At 38.4% G+C, this 20,283-nt stretch carries 20 protein-coding genes; 16 read left to right on the plus strand and 4 right to left on the minus strand.

Annotated features, from left to right (window positions below; all coding sequences use genetic code 11):
* A complete protein-coding gene (locus Q0A08_RS03385; RefSeq protein ID WP_438464859.1) occupies window positions 1-765 on the minus strand; it encodes a DNA topoisomerase I in 765 nt (254 codons plus the stop codon).
* Window positions 766-961: 196 nt separating this feature from the next.
* Between Q0A08_RS03385 and topA the strand changes: the two genes are divergently transcribed.
* From topA to Q0A08_RS03400, 3 genes are read left to right on the plus strand one after another with little or no spacing between them, the layout of a single operon-like run.
* On the plus strand, window positions 962-3,598 hold the full coding sequence (gene topA / locus Q0A08_RS03390; RefSeq protein ID WP_438464861.1) for a type I DNA topoisomerase: 2,637 nt from the start codon (window positions 962-964) through the stop codon (window positions 3,596-3,598).
* Window positions 3,599-4,057: a DUF6586 family protein gene (locus Q0A08_RS03395; RefSeq protein ID WP_438464863.1), complete on the plus strand. Its 459-nt coding sequence runs from the start codon at window positions 3,599-3,601 to the stop codon at window positions 4,055-4,057.
* A 4-nt stretch (window positions 4,058-4,061) separates the two neighbouring features.
* On the plus strand, window positions 4,062-4,334 hold the full coding sequence (locus tag Q0A08_RS03400) for a hypothetical protein (protein ID WP_438464864.1): 273 nt from the start codon (window positions 4,062-4,064) through the stop codon (window positions 4,332-4,334).
* 55 nt (window positions 4,335-4,389) lie between these two features.
* Here the strand turns inward: Q0A08_RS03400 and lexA are convergent, their stop codons facing one another.
* Entirely contained in the window at window positions 4,390-5,010 is a 621-nt protein-coding gene (lexA, locus tag Q0A08_RS03405) for a transcriptional repressor LexA (RefSeq protein WP_438464866.1), read from the minus strand.
* Window positions 5,011-5,079: 69 nt separating this feature from the next.
* Here lexA and dinG point away from each other — a divergent pair, with 69 nt between their 5' ends.
* The 12 genes from dinG to aroC all read left to right on the plus strand — a co-directional run bounded on the left by dinG (window position 5,080) and on the right by aroC (window position 17,779).
* Entirely contained in the window at window positions 5,080-7,215 is a 2,136-nt protein-coding gene (gene dinG, locus Q0A08_RS03410) for an ATP-dependent DNA helicase DinG (protein WP_438464868.1), read from the plus strand.
* 148 nt (window positions 7,216-7,363) lie between these two features.
* Window positions 7,364-8,662 carry a DEAD/DEAH box helicase gene (locus Q0A08_RS03415; RefSeq protein WP_438464870.1) on the plus strand — a complete coding sequence of 433 codons (1,299 nt, stop codon included), beginning with the start codon at window positions 7,364-7,366 and terminating at the stop codon, window positions 8,660-8,662.
* Between the two features lie 135 nt (window positions 8,663-8,797).
* Complete coding sequence (locus Q0A08_RS03420) at window positions 8,798-10,168, plus strand: protein adenylyltransferase SelO (RefSeq protein ID WP_438467596.1); 1,371 nt, start codon at window positions 8,798-8,800, stop codon at window positions 10,166-10,168.
* Between the two features lie 56 nt (window positions 10,169-10,224).
* On the plus strand, window positions 10,225-11,250 hold the full coding sequence (locus Q0A08_RS03425; RefSeq protein WP_438464871.1) for an NAD(P)H-dependent glycerol-3-phosphate dehydrogenase: 1,026 nt from the start codon (window positions 10,225-10,227) through the stop codon (window positions 11,248-11,250).
* Complete coding sequence (locus Q0A08_RS03430) at window positions 11,250-11,519, plus strand: DUF4389 domain-containing protein (RefSeq protein WP_438464873.1); 270 nt, start codon at window positions 11,250-11,252, stop codon at window positions 11,517-11,519. Before Q0A08_RS03425 ends, Q0A08_RS03430 begins: the two co-directional genes overlap by 1 nt.
* A gap of 11 nt (window positions 11,520-11,530) precedes the next feature.
* Window positions 11,531-12,010: a phosphohistidine phosphatase SixA gene (sixA, locus tag Q0A08_RS03435; RefSeq protein WP_438464875.1), complete on the plus strand. Its 480-nt coding sequence runs from the start codon at window positions 11,531-11,533 to the stop codon at window positions 12,008-12,010.
* A gap of 38 nt (window positions 12,011-12,048) precedes the next feature.
* Window positions 12,049-12,918: an alpha/beta fold hydrolase gene (locus tag Q0A08_RS03440; RefSeq protein WP_438464877.1), complete on the plus strand. Its 870-nt coding sequence runs from the start codon at window positions 12,049-12,051 to the stop codon at window positions 12,916-12,918.
* Window positions 12,919-12,981: 63 nt separating this feature from the next.
* On the plus strand, window positions 12,982-13,824 hold the full coding sequence (locus Q0A08_RS03445; RefSeq protein WP_438464879.1) for a DUF4892 domain-containing protein: 843 nt from the start codon (window positions 12,982-12,984) through the stop codon (window positions 13,822-13,824).
* On the plus strand, window positions 13,805-14,752 hold the full coding sequence (locus tag Q0A08_RS03450) for a patatin-like phospholipase family protein (RefSeq protein ID WP_438464881.1): 948 nt from the start codon (window positions 13,805-13,807) through the stop codon (window positions 14,750-14,752). Before Q0A08_RS03445 ends, Q0A08_RS03450 begins: the two co-directional genes overlap by 20 nt.
* Before the next feature lie 70 nt (window positions 14,753-14,822).
* Window positions 14,823-15,611 (plus strand): hypothetical protein, encoded by a 789-nt coding sequence (locus Q0A08_RS03455; RefSeq protein ID WP_438464883.1) that lies wholly within the window; start codon window positions 14,823-14,825, stop codon window positions 15,609-15,611.
* 144 nt (window positions 15,612-15,755) lie between these two features.
* On the plus strand, window positions 15,756-16,661 hold the full coding sequence (gene prmB / locus Q0A08_RS03460; protein WP_438464884.1) for a 50S ribosomal protein L3 N(5)-glutamine methyltransferase: 906 nt from the start codon (window positions 15,756-15,758) through the stop codon (window positions 16,659-16,661).
* 26 nt (window positions 16,662-16,687) lie between these two features.
* Window positions 16,688-17,779 (plus strand): chorismate synthase, encoded by a 1,092-nt coding sequence (gene aroC / locus Q0A08_RS03465; protein ID WP_438464886.1) that lies wholly within the window; start codon window positions 16,688-16,690, stop codon window positions 17,777-17,779.
* A 72-nt stretch (window positions 17,780-17,851) separates the two neighbouring features.
* On the opposite strand, the gene Q0A08_RS03470 is transcribed toward aroC, so the two are convergent.
* Both Q0A08_RS03470 and Q0A08_RS03475 read right to left on the minus strand, forming a co-directional pair.
* Window positions 17,852-18,343 (minus strand): glutathione peroxidase, encoded by a 492-nt coding sequence (locus Q0A08_RS03470; RefSeq protein WP_438464888.1) that lies wholly within the window; start codon window positions 18,341-18,343, stop codon window positions 17,852-17,854.
* A 79-nt stretch (window positions 18,344-18,422) separates the two neighbouring features.
* Window positions 18,423-19,607, minus strand: coding sequence for an MFS transporter (locus Q0A08_RS03475; RefSeq protein ID WP_438464889.1), 1,185 nt, complete (start codon window positions 19,605-19,607; stop codon window positions 18,423-18,425).
* Between the two features lie 214 nt (window positions 19,608-19,821).
* On the opposite strand from Q0A08_RS03475, the gene Q0A08_RS03480 reads away from it, so the two are divergent.
* The gene (locus Q0A08_RS03480; protein WP_438464891.1) at window positions 19,822-20,280 is read left to right on the plus strand and encodes a hypothetical protein; all 459 of its coding nucleotides are present in this window, start codon (window positions 19,822-19,824) and stop codon (window positions 20,278-20,280) included.
* The last annotated feature ends 3 nt before the right edge of the window (window positions 20,281-20,283 follow it).

The following is a 20,283-nucleotide window of genomic DNA, read 5'->3' on the forward strand; positions in this document are numbered from 1 at the left end:
TTATTCTTCGCTGAAGCCTGAAATATCAACAGGTTTTGAAAGCTCTTCTACTAAAGCTGCTGCTTCTTCGGGAGTTTCGGCATCTTCAATTGCTTTTAATTCAGGTTCATATATTTCTTTGATTTTTTCATCTACATAATTTTCAAGAATCTTTTTCTCAGGTCTTTGCAAAGGATCTGCTCTAACATGAGAAAGAATTACGCCATAAAGGGTTCTTGCTACACGTGTATCACCAGTATCGAAGTTGGTATTTGCTTGTACTAGCTGTCTATTCACCTGGATATCAAGGTTTAGCCAGCGTAGATAATCATAACAAGCTTGGTAATGTGAATGGCTAATACGGCCTTTACGTCGCATAAATAAAAGTAATTTAGCGAGCTTTGTTAATCGCTCTTTATGGTTGGCTTTTTCTTGGAAACTTAAAAGAGTCGGATTGGTGTTGTATACGATTAAATCATTTTCACGCTCTTCTTCTGCTTTGGCTATTCTTTGTTCAATAGAGTCAATGTCGTCAGTGTAATTAATAAGATCGCGTAAAGTGTCGATATAAAAATCATATAAAACATCAGTAACAATTGGATCGGTGTTAATTTGAGCAATGCTGCTAATATGGCTATAAGTTCTATCGGCTCGATTCATAAGTTTTAATTGGGTGAATCTGCGCTCGGTTTCTTCTTTTTCTTTTTGGTGCGCTCTACTTCCGACGATTACAGAAAGAACGACTATGATGAATAAAAATAAAATGGTAACAATTTGCAATGTCACTACGTATTGTCCTCTGACGATGAATTCAGTATCTTAAATATAGATATTTTCAAATGATTTAGAAAATTATCTCGCAAACAATACAGTGATAGCTTGTTATATAAAAGGGGTTTGCTTAATATCACGACCCCGACGATGTTAACTGCACAGATTTGCAGAATCGGAGATGTACTTTACATAAGGCCTATATTAGAAAATGGGAAAATCACTGGTAATAGTGGAATCGCCAGCCAAGGCGAAGACAATTAATAAATATTTAGGTAGTGGCTATGTTGTAAAGTCCAGTGTTGGACATATACGTGACCTGCCTACTGGCACAACATCAACATCAACGCCTCAAGAGCGTGCTAAGCAGGCAGCCTTGACGCGAAAAATGTCTCCTGAAGAAAAAGTTGTATATAAGAGCCGTAAAGCTCGTCAGCAACTTATAAATCGCATGGGCGTTGATCCAGAAAACAATTGGCAGGCCCAGTACGAAGTATTGCCAGGCAAAGAAAAAGTTGTTGATGAACTCAAGCGCTTGGCAAAAAATGCTGACACCATCTATCTCGCGACCGATTTGGATAGAGAGGGGGAGGCTATTGCGTGGCACTTACGTGAAGCTATCGGTGGTGATGATACTCGTTATAAGCGTGTTGTCTTTAACGAGATTACTGAAAAAGCAATTACTGAAGCGTTTGATGTTCCAGCTGAATTAGATATCGATAGAGTTAATGCCCAGCAAGCAAGACGATTCTTAGACCGTGTTGTTGGTTTCATGGTATCACCTTTATTGTGGGCTAAAGTAGCTCGAGGTTTATCTGCAGGTCGTGTTCAATCGGTTGCTGTAAGGCTAATCGTTGAGCGTGAACAAGGGATAAGAGCGTTTAATCCAGATGAGTTCTGGGAAATGGACGCTTTGCTTGCGACACCTAAGCAAGAGAAAATTAAATTCGAAGTTGCTAAGTATCAAGATAAAGAATACCGCCCAACTAACGAAGAAGAGTCAAATCAACATTTAAGTCGTCTTCAAAATGCTACCTATAAAGTGGCAAAACGTGAAGACAAACCGACAAGTAGTAAGCCAAGTGCGCCATTTATAACATCAACCTTGCAACAAGCTGCAAGTACTCGCTTAAGCTTCGGTGTTAAAAAGACCATGATGTTAGCGCAGCGTCTTTATGAGGCTGGTTACATTACGTATATGCGAACTGACTCGACTAATTTGAGCCAAGAAGCGGTTGCAAATTTAAGAGAATATGTTGAAAAGAATTATGGTAACGAATATTTGCCTGAAAATGCAATTCGTTATTCTAGCAAAGAAGGCGCTCAAGAAGCCCATGAGGCCATTCGTCCGTCTGATGTAACTTTGTTACCAGAATTCCTTAAAGGCATGGAAAAAGACGCTCATAGGCTTTATGAATTAATTCGTAACCAGTTTATGGCGTGCCAAATGACAGCTGCTCGTTATACCTCAACTACAGTTATACTGGTTGTTGATGAGTATGAATTAAAAGCGAAAGGCAGAATCCTTCGTTTTGATGGTTATACTCGTGTCATGACGCCACTCGGTAAAAAAGGTGATGACAACATATTGCCTGATATTGATCAGGGTGAAGTGCTTCAACTAGATCAACTTGTTCCTGAACAACACTTTACTAAGCCGCCTGCTAGATATAGTGAAGCAAGTTTAGTTAAAGAGCTTGAGAAGCGGGGTATTGGTCGACCTTCAACTTATGCATCTATTATCTCAACGATTCAAGATCGTGGCTATGTGCGCACAGAAGGGCGACGTTTCTATGCTGAGAAAATGGGCGACATAGTGACGGATCGATTGGTCAACAGTTTTCAAACTTTGATGGGGTATGACTTTACCGCTCAAATGGAAGAAAGGCTTGATGATATTGCCGAAGGTCGTGATGATTGGATAGAAACACTGAATGCCTTTTATCGTGACTTTAGTAAGACACTCAATATTGCGGAACACCCTGAAACTGGTATGGCTCAAAATGCGCCAACGCCAACAGATATTGAATGTCCTACTTGTTCAAGACCGATGCAAATACGCACAGCAAGTACCGGTGTCTTCTTGTCTTGTTCAGGTTATGCTTTGCCGCCAAAAGAGCGTTGTAAGGCAACTATTAACTTGGTTAGTGGCGAAGAAGTTGTCGCTATTTATGATGATGAAGCAGAATCTAAAGCGCTAATTAACAAGCGACGCTGTAAAATTTGTGGTTCTGCAATGGATAGTTACCTTGTTGATGAACAACGTAAATTGCATGTTTGCGGTAATAATCCAACGTGTTCCGGTTTTGAAGTTGAAGCTGGCTCGTTCAAGATTAAAGGATACGATGGTCCTGTTCTTGAGTGTGATAAATGTACCTCAGAAATGCAGCTAAAAACGGGACGTTTTGGTAAGTATTTTGGTTGCACAAATGAAGAGTGTAAAAATACGCGTAAACTACTGAAAAGTGGTGAAGCTGCGCCACCTAAAATGGATCCAGTTCCTATGCCTGATTTGGCGTGCCTGAAAGTTGAGGATCATTATGTTTTACGTGATGGTGCAACTGGACTATTTTTAGCAGCAAGCCAATTCCCTAGAAAGCGTGAAACGCGTGCACCGCTAGTTGCTGAGTTGATACCATACATGGATCAAATTGATCCTAAGTATCATTTCTTCAAAGATGCGCCAATTGCTGATACCGAAGGGCGTCCTGCGATAATTCGCTATAGTCGTAAGACAAAAGAGCAATATGTCATGTCAGAAGATGATGGCAAGCCAACAGGCTGGAAAGCTTTTTATGTCGACTCTAAGTGGGTAATTGAAGAAGCTAAGAAAAAGGTAAAGAAATAAATGAGTTCGGCCGCTAGCATGACAAATCAGAGGCTGGATATAGCACGTCGTTTTTTGGTTATGCCAAACAATGAGCAAAAATGGATGGGGCCAGCATTTGAAAATGCTGCCCTGTTTCATTTGCAAAGTGCTGTTTTAGGGCTTTTGCAAGAAGTAAAACAAGCGTATCATCTTAGCTCGGAAATTGGCTTGCTTGAAATGCATCAAAATGCAAAATCACAAAACATCAGCATTCCAGTTATTAATGAGCTTATGGAATTGAATGCAAATACAAACTCCTGGTTTTCTCATATGCAAAATACATATGAAGTGAGTTTGAAGTGTCAGCCTAACTTCTATAACGCTAAACATGATAATTTAATTGTCGCTTCAGTTGATGATAGATCAACTTACTTGACATATTTAAACTCTCTAACTGAATTGATTTTAAGGTTTAGAGAAGAATCCTCAGAGTACTAATAATATGAATGAGTCGTATCTAGAGATAGTAGAACTAGAAAATGGCGAAATTGTTTTACGTCCAGCAAGTGATGAGGGTGTTGAATCAGAACCGTTAGCGGTTTTAAAAATTTCAGATACCACAAAAGCGTATCTTCAAGATAGGTATTTTGAGCTAGCTAAAAGAATGTTTCATGCTGGTATTGATTTTGTGTATTCAGAGGATTTCCCTGAATCAGAAGTGCATGAATCTCATGATGATGACGACATAGCATCTCAGGCTAAAGTGATTCACTAATGATGAACGCATAAAAAAAGCTAAGCCTAGGCTTAGCTTTTTTTATGCGTGTTACTTAGATTGTTTGTCGAATTACACCAACAGAGAGTCCCTCTATCGCAAATTCTTCACTTTCTAGGTCGACGAGGATGTCGTTGAAATCTTCATTTTCTGCGATAAGGCGAATTGTATTTCCTTTCTTTTCAAAGCGCTTTACAGTCACTTCGTCGCCGATACGAGCTACAACAATTTGGCCGTTACGTACGGTGGATGTTTTATGGACAGCTAATAAGTCGCCTTCCATAATGCCAACATTTTTCATACTCATTCCATTTACAGACAAAAGGTAGTCTGCTTGTGGAGAGAACATGCTTGGCGGTACTTGTACGTGTGAATCAACGTTTTCTTGAGCCAGTATCGGAAAACCAGCAGCGACTTTACCGATAATAGGTAAGCCCAGTTCTGGGTTAGCATCGTTACTGGCTTCTTCAATGATACGTAGGCCACGAGAAGCGCCGGGTAAAATCTCAATAGCGCCTTTTTTACAAAGTGCTTTTAAATGTTCTTCAGCAGCATTCGGTGATTTAAAACCTAGCTGTTTAGCAATTTCGGCTCGTGTTGGTGGAAAGCCAGTTTCTGCTATAAAGTCGCGGATTGTATCCATAACATCGGATTGTCTTTTTGTAAGTTTAATCATAAGGCATCTGGTTGTTTGTACAGTAACTGTTATTATATACAGCTTTTAAAGGGATACTCAATTAAATAAATGCTTTCTGATGATTTAAAGTTAAAAATTCAAACCGCTTACCGAGCAAACCTTAAGGCAAAAGGGCATAACCCTCGTGCTGGCCAAAGGCAGATGATTGCATCAATAGCGCGAACACTTGGCAATGTTAAGCCAGATAGTGAGGGCAATCGTCTCGGTGAAAAACATGTTGCTGTAATAGAGGCAGGTACAGGTACGGGTAAAACATTGTCATATTGTTTGGCCGCCATCCCCATTGCTAGAGCAAGAGAAAAAACACTGGTTATTTCTACTGCGACAGTCGCATTACAAGAACAAATACTTCATAAAGAGTTGCCTGAACTGATAAAACATACTGATTATCAGTTTAAATACACCTTGGCCAAGGGCAGAGGTCGCTACTTGTGTTTAAATCATTTGGAGAGCCATTTAGATGATGACTCCCAAGCAACTGATGATATGTTTGCAGGCTTGTTTGAGCAACATTTACAGCCAGGTGACATTAACACAGCGCTATACAAAGAAATGGATGATGCGCTTAAGGCTGGCACCTGGGATGGTGATAAAGACAACTGGACAGGTATTGTTAGAGAGCATGACTGGGGGCGGCTAAAAACGGACCATCAACAATGTACCAATCGTAATTGTGCTAACTTTACTGCGTGCCCATTTTATAAAGCTAGAGCTGAAATAGAAGTTGCAGATATCATTGTTGCAAACCACGATCTAGTGTTAGCAGATTTATCTTTAGGTGGTGGAGCAATATTAACAGCCCCTGCTGATAGTATTTATGTCTTCGATGAAGGGCACCACCTTCCGGAAAAGGCAATTAACCACTTTAGGCATGAGCTCAGGTTACAGCAAAGTATTCTTTGGTTGAGACAATTAGAGAAAAACCTGATAAATCTTAAACAAGAGCTTTCTGATGACGTTAGTGTTACAGGACAATTACTGTTTAAAATTCCTCAAATGGTACAGACTATTGTCAACTTTATTCAGTATGCCCAACAAGGCTTAGCACCATTCATTAATAACCTTCAAAATGTTGATGATAATGATCAGCATAGATTTGAATTTGGTATTATTCCGGATGAATTAAGGCAGCTCGCCTACAGTCTTCAAACTTCATATCAAAAACTATTTTCAGCGATTGAGTCGATTCATGATGAATGTAAGAAGGTTAAGCAAAATGAAGGCATGGGCATGAAACCGGAAACGGCTGAGGTTTGGCTGCCTATATTAGGTGTAATTCTTGGTAGGTTAGAGCAAGCTAAAGCGTTATGGCTTTTATTTTCAACAGCAGATGATCAAAATTTTCCACCAAATGCAAGGTGGCTTACTTTGACAGGTCAAGGTATGGAACAGGACATAGAGTTAGGTGGTTCGCCTATTCTTGCTGCGCACACCTTAAGAATGCAGTTGTGGGATAAATGTTTTGCGGCTGTTGTTACCTCTGCTACTTTGACCGCGTTAAATCAGTTTCATCGATTTAATATGCGTAGTGGTGTGCCAAAAGAATCTGAATATTTAAGGGTGTTAAGTCCTTTTGATTTTCAGAATAAAGCTATTTTACAGGTGCCAAAATTAGAGCATGAGCCTAATAAAGCAGATGAACATACCAAAGAGATCATTAAATACCTTGATAATGAGGTTGATGAAACTTCAGCAAGCTTGGTTCTATTTTCTTCAAGAAAACAAATGGAAGCCGTTGCTGATGCACTCAAACAAGAGTTGAAGGATATTATGTTGGTGCAAGGAGAGCAGTCCAAACGTATTATTCTTGAAGCCCATAAAGAGCGAATAGATAAAGACAAAGGAAGCTTGTTATTAGGTTTAGCAAGTTTTGCAGAAGGTGTTGACCTACCAGGTAAATACTTAACCCATGTTGTCATCGCTAAAATACCTTTTTCAGTTCCGGATGATCCGGTTGATGCAACTTTAGCTGAATGGATACAAAAGCGAGGCGGCAACCCTTTTATGGAGATATCTATTCCAGATGCTTCACTTAAATTAGTACAGGCGACGGGGCGTTTATTAAGAAGCGAAAGCGATACAGGTAAAATATGTATTCTTGATAAGCGTCTTATTACAAAACGCTATGGAAGGAACCTAATTGACAGCTTGCCGCCCTATAGCTTAAAGCTAGAATCTAGTTAACTGCTAGGTGAGTAACTAATTAAATGACTGTAAAAATGGGTGGCATTTCTGTAAACTCCACCCACATCAAATTAGTGATAACAATTTATTCAAAGGCTTAATGTCTTTGACTCCATAAGACATTCAACAGAAGATCAAAGATCCCAATATGGATAATCAGAGCGCACCACAAAAACCTAGATCCAAAAAACCAAGAAAATCATATCGCAAACCAAAGCGCCAAGAAGATGCTTCTCAAAATAAACCTGAATCAGGTGCTGTTTGGTCCATAGATGATTTTCAAGTGGCAGAGGTTGAAGGTAAAGTTCGTTTTCATGATTTAAATCTTCCAGATCGAGTGCTTAAGTCTATTTCAGAAATGTCATTTGAATATTGTAGTGAAATACAAGCTGCAACCTTGCCTGAAACACTGCAAGGTTATGACTTAATTGGTCAAGCTCAAACTGGTACAGGTAAAACAGCTGCCTTTTTGATTGCCATGATCAGTGATTTTATTGACTACCCAATAGAAGAAGAGCGTGACAGTCGTTTGGCAAGAGGCTTAATTATTGCACCCACTCGTGAGTTAGCGCTTCAAATTGCTGATGATGCGGTTAAATTAACGGCAAACTCTGATATTAATGTCGTTTCTTTGGTCGGTGGTTTGAGCTATGAGAAACAAAAGCAAACATTAGAAACCGAGCGTGTTGATATCGTTGTTGCAACACCAGGACGTTTAATGGATTTTGCACGTAACAAAAAAGTGCTACTTAACAAAGTAGAAGCCTTAGTGCTTGACGAAGCAGATCGCATGTTGTCTATGGGCTTTATTCCTGATGTTAAAAGCATCATTCGAATGACTCCGCATAAAGAAAAACGTCAAACTATGTTGTTTAGTGCGACCTTCCCAAAAGATATTCAAAACTTAGCGCGTCAATGGACTTATTTCCCGAAAGAAGTTTCTGTTGTACCTGAAGAAACGACGAATAAAAACATCGAGCAAGTTATTTATAGTGTCGAAGCTGATCAAAAATGGCCTGTATTAGAGAGCTTGATTAAAGAAAAAGACAACCAAAGAACGATAATCTTTGCTAATCGACGCGATGAAACACGTGATTTATATGAGCGTTTAAAAGACGCGGGTGTTAATTGCGCTATGCTGTCTGGAGAAGTCTCTCAAGATAAGCGAGTTAAGACGTTAGCTAATTTTAAAAATGGCCGTATTCAAGTCTTGGTTGCAACCGATGTGGCAGGGCGTGGTATTCATGTTGATGGTATTGAACTGGTTGTAAACTACTCTTTACCAGAAGACCCTGAAGATTATGTTCACCGTATTGGTAGAACGGGTCGTGGTGGAGAATCTGGTAAATCTGTCAGTTTTGCCAGTGAAGATGATGCTTTCATGGTGCCTGAAATTGAAAAAGTAGTGGGTGAAAAAATTCGCTGCGAATATGTAAGTAACAACTAAGTATTATATACAGGCAATTTAGCTATCTAGATTGCCTGTTTTCACTTCAAACCATTCTCTTTCCAGTTTGGGTGATTTATGAAACTTTCTCATCATTTCTCTAAGTTTGACTCTACATTTTCCTCTCAAGGTTAAATTCAACCTTTAACCCAGCAAACACTATCTTATACAAATGACACCTTAGCTGCTCGGCTAGCTATCAACTTCAAGGATGAAAACACATTAAACTCACTCCTTGGTGTTAAGGCAATTCCACATGCTTTAAGTATGATATACGCAGGGCACCAGTTTGGTGGCTTCACTCCGCAGTTAGGTGATGGTAGGGGCTTGTTGCTAGGAGAAGTGACTAACCAAGATGGTATGATGATCGACTTGCACATGAAAGGTGTAGATCAAACGCCTTATTCAAGGCGTGGTGATGGTAGGGCTGTATTAGGTTCAAGTATCCATGAGTACTTAGCCAGTGAAGCGTTACATCATTTAGGTATCCCAAGCATTCGAGCGCTAGCATTATTCACAAGTGATCAGCAGGTATATCGTGAACATGCTGAACCGGCCGCTATGTTGTTAAGAAGTGCTCGAACTCATATTCGATTTGGGCATTTTGAATATTTCTTTTATCAAAAAAAAGTTAGCGAACTAGATTGCTTGATAGATTATGTTATTGAGCACTATTACAAGCAGTCTCTTGATAGAAGGAAGAATATCATCTTTATGCTTGAATCTATCGTGGATGCCACTGCTAAGATGATTGCTCAATGGCAAGCTATAGGCTTTCAGCATGGCGTTATGAATACTGATAATATGTCTATATTGGGTGAAACCATTGATTATGGCCCCTATGGTTTTATGAAATCCTATCAACCAAATTGGGTTGCTAATCACTCAGATTATGAAGCCCGTTATGCTTTTGAGCGTCAACCTAGTGTGGCACTATGGAACCTGAATTGTTTATTTTATTACTTTTCAAATCATTTAACCAAAGCACAATTAATCAAGGTGCTTAGCCAGTTTGAATCCAAATTGATGGAGCACTTTCAAGCTAACATTAGATTAAAGTTGGGGTTAAGTTCAGCACAAGAAAATGATCAAGCATTATTTGCTAATTTATTGTTATTATTAGAAAAGGATCAAGTAGACTATACTTGTTTTTGGCGTAATTTAAGCCAAATGACGGATCAAAATGATAGGCTGTTAGTGACAGCAGGGTTTAATGATAAAGACGGGATCAGTCTTTGGCTAAATGAATATTGTGCACGTCGTGTTAGAGATGATAAATCATGGCAGGTTGCACGGGTTGAAATGTTAGAAATCAATCCTAAATATATTTTACGAAACTATTTAGCTCACAATGCAATAACAGCCGCAGAATCTGGTGATTTGAAACTTTTTGATGACCTTATTCAGGTGTTAGTACAACCCTTTGATGAGCATGAGTTATTAACTCATCTTGCTATACCGGCAAATGCAGAACAAAAAAATATTTGCGTGAGTTGTTCGTCTTAAAACTAATACAATTTAATTTATCTCGACCTTGAGGTAAATCGGAGGTTTAAAACAAGATGGCTAAAGAAACCGTCTGTGTACTAGGTGGTGGTAGTTTTGGTACCGCCTTGGCAAATATCATGGCTAATAACGGACATATTGTTAGTCAATGGATGCGCAATGAAGAGCAAGTCGAGGAAATAAATTTAACGGGGTTCAATAGCCGTTATTTACCAAAAGCACAACTTAGCGAAGAATTACTTGCTACAACAGACTTGGAAGCTGCAATTGCTGAAAGTGATGCTATTTTTGTCTCGATTCCTTCTAAATCTTTTGAGCAGGTTGTAGAGCGAATTACTCCCTTATTAACACCAGATAAAATGCTAATTAGCACTACTAAAGGGTTTAATCCAAACCGCTTTGAATTAATGAGCGATATTTTATTTCGTCAAAGCGTGACTGATAAAATCGGTGTTTTGAGTGGGCCTAATTTAGCTAAAGAAATTGCGGCAGGCCAATTAACAGGTTCTGTTATCGCAAGCCCAGATGATGCGGTAAGAAGTCATGCTGTAGAATTGCTCAAGTCGCCTACATTTCGAGTTTACGAAAACTCTGATATTAAAGGTGTTGAGCTTGCTGGGGCATTAAAGAATATTTACGCCATTGTTTGTGGTCTAGCAAAAGCCCTTAATGTGGGTGAAAACACAATGGCTATGATAATGACTCGTAGCCTTGCTGAAATGAGCCGCTTTGCTGTTCACTTTGGTGCAAACCCGATGACCTTTTTAGGTTTAGCGGGTATGGGTGATTTAATTGCAACTTGTTCTTCACCTTTGAGTCGAAACTATCAAGTTGGTTATGCTTTAGGTTCAGGAAAAACATTAGAGCAAGCTGTAGCAGAATTAGGACAAGTTGCCGAAGGGGTTAATACCTTGCGTATGGTAATTTTAGAAGCAGAAAAAAATCAACTCTATATGCCATTAGCATTAGGATTGTCTAAGCTTGTGTTTGATGGGTGTCAGTTAGACACTCTGGTTCAAACCATGATGACAGGTGAGCTTAAGTGGGATGTAGAGTTTGCAACATATGAGGAGAAAAAATAATGGCTAAACCAGGTTATGCAGATCAAGGATTTTGGGTTCGTTTGGTATTTATGGCGATTTATTGGGCTGTATTAAATATTTCTTTGTCTGTTTTCGGCATAGCGCTCATTATTCTAACTATTATTCGTTTTGGGTCACAGTTTGAGCCGACAAGTTTGTCCGGATTTGTTGCTTCGTTATCAAACTTTATCAGTCAAACGTTGTCTTTTGTTTGTTTTCAAACTGAAGAAAAGCCATATCCATTTCAACCATGGCCAAACACTAAATAAGGATATTGGATATGGGGATTAAACGCTTATATATATTACGTCATGGTAATGCTGAAGCACCTACTTTGGGTAATGATGCAGCAAGGAACTTAACGTCTATGGGCGTTCAGGAAGTACTCTCTACGGCATTAAAATTTAAACAAAAAAATGAAAATATAGATCAAGTATTTGTGAGTCCCTATATCCGGGCTCAACAAACAGCTCATCATTTTTTAGATGCTATTAATTATAATGGTATTAGCACGACAGATGACAAGATTACCCCAAGCGGTAAACCTATTGATGTTGCTCTTTGGTTATCTAACCTGCAAGTAGATTCGGTCCTTTTGATTACTCATGAACCATTTGCAAGCCAAATGGTCGATTTATTAGCGGATATGCCTCTACCTCAGGATTTTATGATGCAAACAGCGACGCTTGCAGCAGTTGAAGGAGAAGTTCTTGCTACTGCTTGCTGCCAATTACGTTGGGTAGAGAATGCTCACAATTAACCTTTGTAAAGATAAAAATAGTATTTAAGTTGTATATGATGGATCGTGAAACACAAATTGAATTAAAACATACTAAATTATCATACATAGAGACTAGACCAAAAGAAGCATTAGCAAGCAGCCATCATAAAATTGTCGCACTACATGGCTGGCTAGATAATGCAGCTAGTTTTGAACGTTGTGCTCAAATGATACCTGATTGCCATTGGTACAGCCTAGATTGTGCTGGTCATGGTAAATCGGACCATAGAGCTGATGGTGCTTTCTACCATTTATGGGATTATGTGCTTGATACTGTGCAGTTTATCAAAAGCTTAAACGCAAAGGTTTGGCTAGTGGGGCACAGTATGGGAGCGTCTATCGCTATGTTAGTAGCAGCAGTTGCCCCTGACAAAGTGCATGGTTTGGTGATGCTAGATAATTTAGGGCCTTTAACGTCTGATGCTTCACAGCGAGTATCTCAATTACAACATGCTATTAATAAAATGGGCATGGAAAAATTGACTTCAAGAGGATATGACAATCAGGAGTCCATGATTCAAGCAAGGATGAATGGGTTTACTAAGCTTGGTCATAATGCCGCGAAATTCTTAGTAATGCGTGGTAGCTTTCAGGATGAGGATGGACGTTACCGTTGGCGCCATGATCCTAAACTTACTTTTCCTTCACCATATCGAATGGATAAAGAAGGCGTTGCTGCTTTTATCAGAGGGGTTTCTTGTCCAACACTCATGCTATTGGCAAATCAAGGAATATTTAACACCTGTCATGATCAAGCGGTTGAACTATCTGAAAATTTCAAATCTGCTGAATTAGATTGGTGTGATGGTGGCCATCACTTCCATTTAGAAGATGAAAGTTATCAAAATGTTGCGAAAAGGGTTTATGCTTTTATAACAAGTCATTAAATGCTTGTTATAACTGCATGTCGTCACTTAGGTAATAAGGAGAGAGTTATTAATAATATTTTAATGAATTCTAATTCTAGCCAAGCTATACATAATAAAGGCATTAAAGCCTTGTGTCTTCTGGGATTGAGTCTGCTTTCGTCCTACGCTTATTCAATTCAAGAGCTTGATCAGTTTAAAGGTGCTAACTTGATTAAATATGATCAGGCTACTCAAGTTGATTATGCCCTGCCATTAGCAAACCTTAAAAAATCAGCCCGTACCTGGATCCCAATTAAAGCGAAACAAGTCCAGGGAGAGCTAACGTCTTCTTTATTTAAATTCGGCCGTAATGAAAGCTTGTTACCCATCTATAATTTTTATAAGAAACAACTGACAGAAGATAGCGAAATTTTGTACGAGTGCAACAGTCGTACTTGTGGCAGTAGTAATGCCTGGGCAAATAATTTCTTTAATGATTATCGACTATATGGCGCTGATGCGAACCAATATTTACTTGTTGTCGCTGATGAGTCAGAAAAAGATAATGACTACCAAGTATTGTATTTGAATCGACGTGGTGCTGGTGATGTTATGTTGCGTCTTGATGACATTACAACTAAGCTGGATATTTCAAAAGCCAATGTGGCACTTCAAGTTAGCTTCGATGATACAGACAAGATAAATCAGTTTCTTAATGGTCAAGGCAATTCTCAAGACTTTGTCGTTGTAATAACGACTGATGCTTCGCTTTCGCCTGTAGATTCATTTACTCAAGGCGAAGAGAAACTAATTGAACTAAAAGCTAGCTTGAGTTCAGATTTAATGGGGCAGATACGCTTTGTAAATTTAGGGAATCAAGCCAAACCTATTTATGGTGAAAATCAAGTAACAGTAATTTTGAATCATGCCTCGAATAACAAATAATAAAACAGTTTCTTTGGTACTGGGTTCTGGTGCTGCTAGAGGTCTAGCTCACATAGGTGTTATTGATGCTCTAGAAGAGCAAGGGTTTAAAATAGTATCAATAGCTGGCTGTTCCATTGGTGCTATCGTTGGTGGTGCTTATGCCTCAGGTAAATTTCATGCGTTTCGACAATGGGTGTCTGAGCTTTCTAGATTAGATACGATAAGACTTGTCGACATTAGTATCGCTAATGCTGGTGCCGTTAAGGGGGATAAGCTTTTTTCTAAAATAGCTGACATTATTGGTGACCCTAAAATTGAAGACCTTAGTGTCAGCTTTACCTCAATTGCCACTGATTTAATTAACCAAAAAGAGTCATGGTTTCAAACTGGCTCATTAATCAATGCGCTTAGGGCATCCTCTGCCATTCCCTCACTCATATTACCTGTACGCTTAGGTGATAAGGTTTATGTTGACGGTGGCTTATTAAATCCGCTGCCAATTATTCCAACCATAGCAGCTAATGCAGACTATATCATTGCAGTAGATCTTAATGGCTCCCAGTCTATGCCAAGCGAGAGAGAAGTCAGATTAACAGAGGATCATTCAGATGATTGGGTGGCAAGTTTAAAAGATATGTTCAAAGCAAATATTCTGGAGAGTTTTGAAGACCTTTTAGCGGATAAGGCGCCTAATACAAACTCGAAAGATAGTCTAGAGTCTGATTTACCAGAAAATTGGGGGCGATTACAAATTATTAATACCATGTTTGAAACCATGCAAGCCTCATTAACACAATATAAGGTAGCAGGTTATCCGCCTGATGCTGTTATCAGCCTTTCTAAAGATGCGTGTTCATTTTATGAGTTCTGGCGAGGCCAAGAGATGATTGAATATGGCTACCAAGAAGCCATCAAGGTACTTGAGACAATTGAGTTGAGGACTTAACCTCTTTGTGCCCTATAAAGTAAATAGTTTATAATAATTACACTATTTATTTAAAACGGACCCAATTCTCATGGCTCGTAAAGCAAACATTTCGCGTGAAGAAATTATTTTGGCCTGTTGGTCATTACTAGAACAAAACTACTTTCCAAATATCCCAAGATTAACAGATTATTTTCTGCAAAAAGATGGTCGTAAATGCTCCAATACGACATTTCTAAAAGCCATTACCGATTGGGAAGAGCTTTATAAAGAGCGTCAAGAAGCCAGTTTTAAAGATTTATCCTCTGTCTTTATGCCTAGTTTTAAGAAATTTGAAAGGGATATCAGTAGAGATTTAGAGTCTTTATTAGAAGAAAAACTACATCAAGAAGAAAATGAGCAAACTCTAAAAAGAGATGCAACACATGGGCAATACTTGTCTCTTTCTGAGCTTACTCAAACCCAAGCAAATGTAATTGAGCAACAAGAGGAAGAGATTAGCATGCTTTCACAGAAAGATGATCATGCTAGTCAGAGGATTGAGCGACTTGAGTTAAGGTATCAAGAAACACTAACAACACTTAAAGTTGTGCAAACTAAGTCTGAACATGACAAATCTCTGATAAAAGAAATGTCTCTTAATTTGTCTCAAAAAGAGTTGGATCAAGCTAAAGTAGAGTTAAAACTGAATTTGATTGAAGAAGATAGAACAAGGTTAAAAATGCAGTTAGACCTACAAACCGAGCAACTCGAAAAACAGGCCATTAGAATTGAACAATTAACTTCGTCAAATCAGGATAGTGAAGTGCAACAACTGACTGTTCAGCTTAAAGATCTCATTCAGCTTCAGCTAAAAACGGTCAAGAATCAGGCTAAATAACCTCTTTGTTCTCAATCATTTGTAGCTTTTAATACATTTTTTCTTCTAGATGAAAGCAAAGTTAGATTTAATGAAGAAAAGTGATAAAGGTCAGATAATAACAAGGTATAATGTTTTCTTTTTGACATTGTGAAGCCAGAATTAATGAGTAACAGACAATCCGCTCTACGTGACTTATCAAGTATTAAAGACTTTATTCGATGGAGTTTTAGCCGTTTTAATCAAGCCGAGCTGTTTTATGGGCACGGTACTGATAACTCATGGGACGAAGCGGTAAATTTAGTATTAGGTGCTTTAAAGTTACCGTTAGATTTTGATAAAGATTTGATGGATTGTAAGCTGACAACTGATGAGAAAAAACGCATATTAAAGCTACTAAATGAACGCATTACTAAGCGTACGCCTTTACCGTATTTATTAGGTGAAGCTTGGTTTATGGGCCTACCCTTTAAAGTTACTAAAGATACCTTAATACCTAGGTCTCCAATCATGGCATTGCTAAAAGATGAATTTCAGCCTTGGTTAGAGCAATACCCAGTAAACATCTTAGATATGTGTACTGGAAGTGGTTGTTTAGGTATTACGGCAGCATTAATTTTTGAAGATGCTAAAGTTGATATCAGTGATATTAGTTTGCCTGCATTGACTGTAGCTAAAGAAAATATTTTTAAACATCAAGTTGAAGAGTCAGTCGAAGCTGTTCATTCTGATATGTTTGATGGTTTAGTTGATCGCAAATATGATTTGATTATTTGTAATCCACCCTATGTGGATGCGGACGATTATCAAACGGCTCCTCAAGAATTTCATCAAGAGCCTGAATTAGCGCTTACATCAGGTTTTGATGGTTTAGATTTTACACGTAAGTTTTTAACACAAGTGGTAGATCATCTGCATGATGGCGGCATTGTTGTCTATGAAGTTGGTAATAGCGAAATAGCGTTACAAGAAGCATTCCCTGAATTCCCCTTTATGTGGGTAGAGTTGGAGCAGGGAGGTAATGGTGTTTTTGTTATCTCAAAAAATGATCTCATCACACATTCACTTTAATTATATAAAAAGAGCTAAGCGAGTCTATGTCCGGTAATACATTTGGAACTCTGTTTAAAGTCACTACCTTTGGTGAAAGCCATGGCATTGCGTTAGGCGCAATTGTTGACGGTTGCCCGCCAGGAATAGAAATATCTGAAGCTGACCTACAGAAGGATTTAGACCTTCGTAAGCCAGGTACCTCAAAGTATACAACTCAAAGACGAGAGCCAGATCAGGTTAAAATTCTTTCAGGTGTATTTGAAGGTAAAACAACGGGCACATCTATTGGTCTCTTGATTGAAAATACCGATCAAAGATCAAAAGATTACGGCAATATTCAAAATACGTTTAGACCTGCGCATGCTGATTATACTTATGATCAGAAATATGGTTTTAGAGATTATCGCGGCGGTGGCCGTTCATCCGCTCGTGAAACTGCAATGCGAGTTGCAGCTGGTGCGATTGCTAAAAAATACCTTAAAACTCGATTCAATATTGAAGTAAATGGTTTTTTATCTCAATTAGGTCCAATCAAACTGGAAGTAAAAGATCTAAGCCAAGTTTATCAGAACCCATTCTTCAGCCCTGATCCAGACGCTATCCCTCAGCTTGAAAAGTATATGACAGAATTAAGGCGTGAAGGCGATTCAATTGGTGCAAAAATTACTGTTGTTGCTCGCAATGTGATGCCAGGATTAGGCGAACCCGTTTTTGATCGTCTTGATGCTGACATTGCCAAAGCTATGATGGGTATTAATGCCGTTAAAGGTGTTGAAATCGGTGATGGTTTTGAGGTTATTGAGCAAAAAGGGAGTCAGCATAGAGATGAATTGACGCCGACAGGCTTCAGCACTAATCATGCTGGTGGCGTACTAGGTGGTATCTCATCTGGCCAAGATATTGTTGTTCATATGGCTTTAAAACCAACCTCTAGTATTACTGTACCTGGTAAAACAATTGATAGAGAGGGTAATGTAGCCGATGTCATCACTAAAGGTCGTCATGACCCTTGTGTCGGCATACGTGCAACGCCAATTGCCGAAGCTATGTTAGCCATTACATTACTTGATCACCTGCTTCGTCATCGTGGTCAAAATGCTGATGTCGTGTGTAATACACCTATCATCACAAAGTAAGGTCATTACAAATAAAAAAAACTCGCTACGGCGAGTTTTTTTATATCAGATAGTTATCTTTGTTAACGTTTTTCACGTCTTACTCTGAGATAAGTAGCTTTTTATCATATCTTCGAGATCGATAGGATCAACGCTTGGTGCAAAACGATGTATCTTAGTACCATCTTGATTCACAAGAAATTTAGTGAAATTCCATTTGATAGATTGAGAGCCAAATAACCCTTTCGCCTGTTGCTTTAAGTATTGATAAAGAGGGGTAGAATCAGGGCCATTTACTTTGATTTTCTTATGTAGTTCAAAAGTTACGCCGTAATTGAGCTGGCAAAAGCTTTCAATTTTATCCGCTCTTTCAGGTTCTTGTTTGGCAAATTGATTGCAAGGGAAGGCTAAAATCATAAGGCCCTGACGGCTATATTCTTTATGTAATTCTTCTAGGGCTCGATACTGGGGGGTAAAACGACATTGACTCGCAGTATTAACAATAAGCAGAACTTTACCTTTGAGGTTTGATAATGGGTAAGTATTGCCATTGCTTTGGGTTATTTCAATATCATAAATACTCATGCATATAACCTAAATGTATGAATTTCTATAATATTATTACATTTATTAATTGTAGGGTATCCCTTGTTTGCTCATATGTTTAAAGTGAAATTTTTCGACTGGTGAAATACGAGATAAAAACACAGATAAGCCCCAATAGAATAAAGGCTATTTCATAGCCTATGAATTCAGTTGCGATACCAAAAATTAAGCCACCAATCGCAGCGCCGCCCAAATTTATGGCTCCCCATAAGCTCATTACTCTTCCCCTAAACTGACTATCAACTGAAATTTGAATCAGTGACTGGGTACTTACACCACATACTGTGGCACTAAAGCTCAATAACGCAATTAAAACTAATCCTAGCTCAAGCCCTGTCATAAAGTTAAAACCACAAATCAAAAATCCTGATGAAACGATTGCAATTTTTAGTGCTGTCAAAAGTTGTTTTGACGAAAATTTTGATAGAACGAATCCTGCCACAATAGCTCCAATACCAGCTGCAGAATTTAACCAAGCAAGCGCCTCCACACCGCCTTGATATAGCATTTCAGCGGCAGCAGGTAAAATTTCTAATAGCCCACGACCGAGAATTGCAGAGATACAAATAAGCAGTAATAATTTTGAGATAATGGCTGACTTTAATGTGTAGCTAAAACCTGCTTTTATATCTGAAATAAAAGTAAAAGTTTTGTTTTTAGCTTGATACTCTTTAAGTCGTAATTTGTTCAAAACAAAAATTAACGGAAGATAGAAAGCAGCAACTAGAAATAAGGACACTGCTTCACCTTGATATTTGATGAGATAGCCTGCAATCATAGGACCAATAAATCGAGATGTATTATAAATGATTGCATTGATTGCGACTGCTTTTGGCATGTTCTCTTTGCTAACAAGCTCAGGTACAAAAGAAAGTCTAATCGCTTGATATGCGCTATTACTAATGCCAATAATGAGTGCAAAAAAGAGCAAATTAACGTCATTGATAAGATTTTTTTGTGTCAATAAAGCTAAGCATAAAGAAATAAATGCCAATATTAGACTTGTTGTCAGTGCGGCTTTGCGCCTATCCACACGGTCTACCAGCACGCCAAATAATGGGCCAAAGATAATAGATGGAACAAACAATAAAAATGCGAGAATGCCTAGTAAGCTTTCAGAGTGGGTTTGTTGCCACAGCATCCAGCCAAGCGTCATTCGTTGTATCCAAATTCCTTGAGTCGAAAAAATACTACCAGACAGGTAAGTTAAATAATTTTTTTCTGACCAGATTGCGCTTTGCATTTTATACCTTCTCGCTTTTAGAGGGCGCATATTACCTTATTTGAAACTGCTAAATCGTCAGTAAAACTTATCAATATATAAAAACAACTCATCAAACTTACTCTCTGCAATATTGTAAAGTAAGCGCCTAATTTTTTAGGTAAATTCCTTAAAACAGAATTCAGGTAATAAGCCTAATGCGTTTTAATAGGTTTCACATAAAGGTGCATAAATCATGACAGACAAGATCAAAGCAACTGCTGATAGAGTTGAATCAAACTTTGAATATATCGAAAATGAAATATTCAACGGTGAAATGTTCTCAAAATGGCGTGGGTCTTTTGAAGTCAAAAAAGTGTATGTTAAGAAAGAAAATTCAGACATTAAGTGTGATTTAGATATTCGACTTGGCAGTTGGCCTGAAGGTGTCTCAATTAAAGCTTATAAGCATAAGGCGTTAGGTGTATTTGCTTATTTGAAAGATGAGCTAGCGTGTGAAAAATACCTGAATATCAAAGCTGTTCCTTGTAAATACTGGCGCGACTCTTTTTACTTTTCTCGCTTTGAGAACTTAGATCAAGATCGTTACGTACTATTAGAAGGAAATGATATGAAAGACACAGAAACTAAATTGTGTCTGGAAAAGATCAAAGCTCATCTTGAAGAAATTAGCTTAATCTTATCTGATCAGTAATTT

This window comes from Marinomonas sp. PE14-40, assembly GCF_051623805.1.
Taxonomy (GTDB): domain Bacteria; phylum Pseudomonadota; class Gammaproteobacteria; order Pseudomonadales; family Marinomonadaceae; genus Marinomonas.

Excerpts from the sequence above, each read along its gene's own strand:
- prmB (WP_438464884.1), top strand. The coding sequence starts at position 15,756 with ATGAGTAACAGACAATCCGCTCTACGTGACTTATCAAGTATTAAAGAC.
- Q0A08_RS03475 (WP_438464889.1), bottom strand. The coding sequence starts at position 19,607 with ATGCAAAGCGCAATCTGGTCAGAAAAAAATTATTTAACTTACCTGTCT.
- sixA (WP_438464875.1), top strand. The coding sequence starts at position 11,531 with ATGGGGATTAAACGCTTATATATATTACGTCATGGTAATGCTGAAGCA.
- Q0A08_RS03415 (WP_438464870.1), top strand. The coding sequence starts at position 7,364 with ATGGATAATCAGAGCGCACCACAAAAACCTAGATCCAAAAAACCAAGA.
- Q0A08_RS03440 (WP_438464877.1), top strand. The coding sequence starts at position 12,049 with ATGGATCGTGAAACACAAATTGAATTAAAACATACTAAATTATCATAC.
- aroC (WP_438464886.1), top strand. The coding sequence starts at position 16,688 with ATGTCCGGTAATACATTTGGAACTCTGTTTAAAGTCACTACCTTTGGT.
- Q0A08_RS03455 (WP_438464883.1), top strand. The coding sequence starts at position 14,823 with ATGGCTCGTAAAGCAAACATTTCGCGTGAAGAAATTATTTTGGCCTGT.
- Q0A08_RS03450 (WP_438464881.1), top strand. The coding sequence starts at position 13,805 with ATGCCTCGAATAACAAATAATAAAACAGTTTCTTTGGTACTGGGTTCT.
- Q0A08_RS03480 (WP_438464891.1), top strand. The coding sequence starts at position 19,822 with ATGACAGACAAGATCAAAGCAACTGCTGATAGAGTTGAATCAAACTTT.
- Q0A08_RS03445 (WP_438464879.1), top strand. The coding sequence starts at position 12,982 with ATGAATTCTAATTCTAGCCAAGCTATACATAATAAAGGCATTAAAGCC.
- topA (WP_438464861.1), top strand. The coding sequence starts at position 962 with ATGGGAAAATCACTGGTAATAGTGGAATCGCCAGCCAAGGCGAAGACA.
- Q0A08_RS03430 (WP_438464873.1), top strand. The coding sequence starts at position 11,250 with ATGGCTAAACCAGGTTATGCAGATCAAGGATTTTGGGTTCGTTTGGTA.
- Q0A08_RS03400 (WP_438464864.1), top strand. The coding sequence starts at position 4,062 with ATGAATGAGTCGTATCTAGAGATAGTAGAACTAGAAAATGGCGAAATT.
- Q0A08_RS03470 (WP_438464888.1), bottom strand. The coding sequence starts at position 18,343 with ATGAGTATTTATGATATTGAAATAACCCAAAGCAATGGCAATACTTAC.
- Q0A08_RS03425 (WP_438464871.1), top strand. The coding sequence starts at position 10,225 with ATGGCTAAAGAAACCGTCTGTGTACTAGGTGGTGGTAGTTTTGGTACC.
- dinG (WP_438464868.1), top strand. The coding sequence starts at position 5,080 with ATGCTTTCTGATGATTTAAAGTTAAAAATTCAAACCGCTTACCGAGCA.
- lexA (WP_438464866.1), bottom strand. The coding sequence starts at position 5,010 with ATGATTAAACTTACAAAAAGACAATCCGATGTTATGGATACAATCCGC.
- Q0A08_RS03395 (WP_438464863.1), top strand. The coding sequence starts at position 3,599 with ATGAGTTCGGCCGCTAGCATGACAAATCAGAGGCTGGATATAGCACGT.